Annotated in this window: 5 protein-coding genes; 2 read left to right on the top strand and 3 right to left on the bottom strand. The window is 40.2% G+C overall.

Going from position 1 to position 6036, the window contains the following annotated elements; all coding sequences use genetic code 11:
- Nucleotides 1-29 precede the first annotated feature (29 nt).
- A complete protein-coding gene (cbiD, locus tag ACP6PK_RS24155; protein ID WP_426563347.1) occupies nt 30-1175 on the top strand; it encodes a cobalt-precorrin-5B (C(1))-methyltransferase CbiD in 1146 nt (381 codons plus the stop codon).
- 581 nt (nt 1176-1756) lie between these two features.
- The gene (guaA, locus tag ACP6PK_RS24150; protein WP_426556717.1) at nt 1757-3364 is read left to right on the top strand and encodes a glutamine-hydrolyzing GMP synthase; all 1608 of its coding nucleotides are present in this window, start codon (nt 1757-1759) and stop codon (nt 3362-3364) included.
- 822 nt (nt 3365-4186) lie between these two features.
- Here the strand turns inward: guaA and ACP6PK_RS24145 are convergent.
- The 3 genes from ACP6PK_RS24145 to ACP6PK_RS24135 form a co-directional block, all read right to left on the bottom strand.
- Complete coding sequence (locus tag ACP6PK_RS24145) at nt 4187-4708, bottom strand: PEP-CTERM sorting domain-containing protein (protein WP_426556719.1); 522 nt, start codon at nt 4706-4708, stop codon at nt 4187-4189.
- Nucleotides 4709-4963: 255 nt separating this feature from the next.
- Complete coding sequence (locus ACP6PK_RS24140; RefSeq protein ID WP_426556721.1) at nt 4964-5140, bottom strand: hypothetical protein; 177 nt, start codon at nt 5138-5140, stop codon at nt 4964-4966.
- A 63-nt stretch (nt 5141-5203) separates the two neighbouring features.
- On the bottom strand, nt 5204-5641 hold the full coding sequence (locus ACP6PK_RS24135; RefSeq protein ID WP_094673108.1) for a DUF4079 domain-containing protein: 438 nt from the start codon (nt 5639-5641) through the stop codon (nt 5204-5206).
- Nucleotides 5642-6036: the final 395 nt, after the last annotated feature.

Here is a 6036-nt window from a genome sequence, read left to right as displayed (position 1 = left end):
CTTTTGACTTTTGACTTTTGAATTTTGAATTGAATCCTCGCTCTGGATATACTCTACCTGTATTCGCTTGTGCTACCGCTGTAGCTGCCCTCCGTTGGCTACATCAAAATATCTCGTCTTTGTCTACCGTATCAATTAATTTACTAGAACCAGCAGAAATTATCGATATCCCTATCGAACAGGTAGCTTTACTAAAAAATAATACTGCTTTAGCTATTACTCGTTCCGATCCCGGTAATAATCTCGATCTAACTCACAATACTCCTGTTTGGGCTATGGTGGAATTGGCCACAGTTTCCCTAAGTGATGCTTCAGAACAAATTGTAATTATAGGTGGAGCAGGTATTGGACAGAATATTCATTCTGGGGAAGCAGCTATATATAGTTACGCGCGACGACTGCTGCAAGAAAATCTTCAACCTTTGCTCAATTCCAATGAACAAATCAAAGTCACTATTATTTTACCAGAAGGTCGTCAATTAGCAACTCGAACTTCTAATTCTGCTTTTGGTATAGTTGAAGGTCTTTCTCTTTTAGGAACTACCGGACTTTCTCAACCTTTGAGTGTACCTGGGCAACTCGAAGCTTACCAGGAAGAACTACAACAGAAGGCAGTGCAGTTTAATAGTTTGGTGTTTTGTATAGGGGAAAATGGTTTAGATATAGCAAGAAAAATGGGTATACCCCTACAACAAACCGTCAAAACAGCTAACTGGTTAGGCCCAATGTTGGTTGCTGCTGCTATTGCCGGAATAGAGTCTATTTTATTATTAGGTTATCATGGCAAATTAATTAAATTGGCTGGTGGGATTTTTCATACTCACCACTATCTAGCTGACGGACGATTAGAAATTCTCACAGCTCACTGTGCAAATATAGGTTTGCCCACTTCTGTGCTACAAGAAATTTTTGCTTGTAATACTGCTGAGGATGCTTTAAAACTGCTGCGGAACTTAGATATAAATGGGGAAAATTACTGGGTGGATAGGGTGTATGGGGCGATTGCCTCGAAGATTGACCAACGTTGCCAAGCTTATATTTTTAATCATAGTCAAAAAGAGGTCCAAGTAGGTTCGATGCTGTTTGACCGCGATCGGCAAATTTTCTGTAAAACTGAAGTCGCTGATACAGTTTTTTCTCAAATTTGTTATGCTATTAACAATAGCCTGAGCTAGAGTTAGGGTATTTTATGAGGAATTAATAATAGTCTATGGGGATGCGAAACACTATTTATCTCCTTTGTGTCCCTAACTAGAATGATTATATGGTTTCAAAGCTAATTATCATTCTTGGGTTAAAATATCAAAATATTTTTCCAATAGCCATTGTTTGCTAAAAACTCAGCCAATAAACTGATCCCCATTATTAATTCACTCAAATTAACCTGTTCCAACTAGGTTATCGGTAATTGATAGTATACAAACTTTTATATATTGTAGTGGTTTGGTGACTAAACCCCTACCAAACTTAGAAACTGTTTGTAAACTTATAAAAACCTCTTTCCAAACCTTTCTCCTACAGGGAGAGAGGCTTTAAAACACCCATTCCCTTGTCGGGAAGGGGGACAGGGGGGTTAGGTTGTTAAGATTGATCTGTTCTATGCAGTACCGATCAAACAGCTTCTTAGAGTTTTTGACAAAGTGTGGAGAAATAAATTTTCCTCACGAAAAACTACTTATACCCCGACAAGCTGAGGCTGACAAGTCAAAACTAAGGAAAATTAACCTCACCAATCTAGTATAATAGCATATTAACCGTGACTCTAACAACACAAAAACAAAAAAGTTCAGATTCTCTCACTCAGTTTAACCGTCAAATGATCGTGATTCTGGACTTTGGTTCTCAATATTCAGAACTTATTGCTCGCCGAATTCGGGAAACTCAAGTATATTCAGAGGTTATTTCCTACCGCACAACTGCTGCAAAACTAGCAGCTCTTAATCCCAAGGGAATTATTCTTTCTGGAGGGCCTAATTCTGTTTACGATGAAGGGGCACCTCATTGCGATCCCGAAATTTGGAATCTGGGAATACCTATTTTAGGTGTGTGCTACGGTATGCAGTTAATGGTACAACAACTTGGCGGAGAAGTCAAACGCGCTCAGTTAGCTGAATATGGTAAAGCATCTCTCTCAATAGACGATCCGACAGATTTGCTGACGAATGTAGAAGAAGGCACAACTATGTGGATGAGTCATGGAGATTCTGTGACCAAAATGCCTTCTGGTTTTGAAGTATTAGCTCATACAGATAATACTCCCTGTGCAGCGATCGCTAACCATGAGAAAAAGCTCTACGGTACTCAGTTTCACCCAGAGGTAGTTCACTCTATTGGCGGTCAAGCTTTGATTAGAAATTTTGTCTACCATATCTGCAAGTGTGAAGCAACTTGGACGACAGAAGCTTTTGTGGAAGAAGCAATTCGAGAAATTAGAGCTAAAGTAGGGGATAAACGAGTATTATTAGCATTGTCTGGAGGAGTTGATTCTTCAACCTTAGCATTTTTACTGCACCAGGCGATAGGCGATCGAGTAACTTGTATGTTTATTGATCAAGGGTTTATGCGCAAGTATGAACCGGAGAATTTGGTACAAATATTTCGCGAGTCTTTTCATATATCAGTTGAATATGTAAATGCTCGCGAGCGCTTCTTAAGTAAACTCGAAGGAGTTACCGATCCAGAACAAAAACGCAAATTAATCGGACATGAATTTATCAGAGTATTTGAAGAAGAGTCAAAACGTTTAGGACCTTTTGATTATCTGGCTCAAGGTACTCTTTATCCAGACGTGATTGAATCTGCTAACACTAATGTTGACCCCAAAACAGGGGAGCGAGTAGCAGTAAAAATTAAGAGTCATCACAATGTTGGCGGTTTGCCGAAAGATTTGAGATTTAAGTTAGTCGAACCTCTGCGCAAACTTTTTAAAGATGAAGTCAGAAAGGTGGCGCGTTCCATTGGTTTACCAGAAGAAATTGTGCGACGACATCCTTTTCCTGGTCCGGGGTTAGCTATTCGGATTTTAGGGGAAGTGACAGACGAACGGTTGAAAATATTACGGGATGCTGATTTTGTTGTGCGGGATGAAATTAAACAGCAAGGAATGTATCACGATTTTTGGCAAGCGTTTGCGGTGTTGTTGCCTATTCGCAGTGTGGGGGTAATGGGAGACCAACGTACTTATGCTTACCCCATTGTTTTGCGGTTTGTTTCTAGTGAAGATGGAATGACTGCTGACTGGTCTCGCGTACCTTACGATCTTTTGGAAAGTATTTCTAACCGCATTGTGAATGAGGTTAAGGGTGTTAACCGGGTGGTGTATGATATTACTTCTAAACCTCCTGGAACTATTGAATGGGAGTGATATCAAGTCAAAATTCAAAAGTCAAAAATTAGAAATGTATTGTAGGTTGGGTTGCGCTTTCGCTTAACCCAACACCACCAGGGTGAAATTCGGAAGTCAAAAGTCAAAAGTCAAAAGTCAAAAGTAATACTAACTGAGTTTGAATATTTGTCTTTAGTGTACTGTAGTAGATTGAAACAACTAATAGGTGTGCATTAGGGCGGGTTTATATAAATCTTAGAGTAAGCATTAAAATTCTAGTTAAAACCCGCCCCTACTATTGCACCATTTTAGTTGTATAGTAGGGGCGGGTTTCCCCGTTAAATTAACGCGAGTTTTCACCTAAAGTTAGATAAACCTGCCCCCCAATGATGTAACGCACAATTGAATATGTGTCGGTCTAGTAGGTTAGGTTAAGCGTATCTCGCAACCCAACACAACCGGAGTTCTTGGCTTTCTTGCTACCTTGATGTGGGGCGGGGCGGGCGAGTGATGAATTAATATCATGTATCAATATTTTTGCTCAAACCCGCCCCTACAATTTTTCATACGTTGATGGCGTAGGGGCGGGTTTCCCCGTTAAATTAACGCGAGCTTTCACCTAAATTTAGCTAAACCCGCCCCCCAATAATGTAACGCACAATTGAATATGTGTCAGTCTAGTAGGTTGGGTTAAGCGTATCTCGCAACCCAACACAACCGGAGTTCTTGGCTTTCAGGCTACCTGTTTCAAATAAACCAATCTAATTGGAGAATGTTGGGTTTCGTACCTCAACCCAACCTACAACTGATAACTGAAAAGAGAAGGGGAAATTCCCCTATCTTCGTGGTTTCAATCACTTTTTATTTATTAGTCTTTCTTTTGCTGCCTAGCAAAACACCACCTAATGTGATAAAACCTAAAATTAGGCTTGGTTCTGGGGTACTGACCAACTCCAAATCTTCGTCTTCATAACCATTATATACATACTTACCCTCGTACTTCGCAAAATATTCAAAATCCTCCCCGGTATCGAAAGAGTTGAAGGCTCCTGAAATAGTATCATACGAAAAAGAAGCATAGGTTTCGTTCAACGAGTTAACTAGTCCATCTGATACCACCACTCCGTTATATATTTCGCTCCCAGCCGCGGACAAAAAAGAATAAGACCACGACTCCAACTCCTCTAGGGAAACAATATTGTCGGACTCCGCCTGGTCATCATAAGACCAAGTCATATTTAAAGATTCTCCACTCACAAAGTCGAATGTCGTCTCTGAGGATTTCAGTAACGCCTGGGCTGGTTGTGCTGATAGTGCTGCTAGAGAAATGCTAGCTAGGTTTGTTAGAGCAATTTTGCGGCTGATTGACATGGATTTTGACATAATTTTTATTACTTTGGTTTGTGGGTGAATTTTTAAGTCATTCTAAAGTAGATGACTATTGTATATTGTGTAAAGTTGTTATTTTTGCCTGCCAGAAAGAACGCGTTGGCGTTCAGTCGGGTTGCGAGCGGTGATTTCTCAACTACCAACATATTCATCATATTCCGCCCCCCCTTAGTGTCAAGAGGGTTTCGCTAACTTCATCAAATCTTCATCAAATCAGTGAAATAGTCCCAAATCTTTACTGAATTTTACTTACGAATTACGCGGATGTAGTGTTGGTATTCTCCGTAAAGTTACCTGATTCTTGACTTTGCGCTTTGCTTTGTCATGGTGTAGCGATAGTCCCTGTAGATCCCATGGATAAAAGTCGGGCTTTATGTATTGCGATCGGCGATCGAACATTACATTATTTATAGTACCTTCACTCATTAACCCGACTTAGTAACTGTGGAAACTTAGATGGTATAATATCTAAACCTAGGGAAAATTTTGTTATGGCAAATATTTCTGCACAACACTCCAACCTGTCAAAGATACTGTCGCGAAACTAAATAACAGAATAATATTAGTCGTGATATGAACCGATCGCGCCCAAGTTTGTTTAGCATTAATCTGAGTTGCACTCCAGGCCGAAACTAACACCAATGTCACGACTGTTAAACCAGCAGGTAAATGAGCAGAATGACCTAAGTTACCATAATAGCCAATAGTTCCCACTAAACCAATTGCCAGTAACAAAATTACGAGAAATACCATTGTGCCGCCAATAATATAATGAAATGGTCGCAACCATTGAGGACGTTTTTGTTTGTTATGGCGAGCAAAAAACATCCAACCACCAGTCACTGCTAATAATGAGTAAGCAAATAGGGAAAGACCCATAGACCAAGCTGCTATTTTCCACAGCCACAGAAAAGAAGGTAAATTCATATATAATTTAGTTTTGATTATATTTGGACTTTAAAGCAGTTTTCATTGATAGGTCCATACAATGCTTGTAGTAGACTGACACAGCTAAAACTGTGCAGAGCGCTTTTTTCGTAATCACCCCATCCCTCCACCCCCCCACCCCCCTATCACCCCATTTTCTAATGCACCATTTAGGGTGTGTCGGTCCAGTAGTCCAGTAGGGTGCGTTAGACGGCTTAAATTCAGACTATGAAAGGAATTTAGCAATCCGTCGTAACGCACCATTGAATATCTGTCCATCTACTACTAAACCTATCCCAAATATTTCGGTGCGTTACGCTTCACTAACGCACCCTACTAAACTGACACAGCTAAAACTGTGCAGAGCGCTTTTTTCGTAATCACCCCATCCCCCC

It is taken from the genome of Dapis hubbardiae BLCC-M172, assembly GCF_050016015.1.
GTDB lineage: Bacteria > Cyanobacteriota > Cyanobacteriia > Cyanobacteriales > Microcoleaceae > Trichodesmium.
This window is presented reverse-complemented; position numbering and strand designations above follow the sequence as displayed.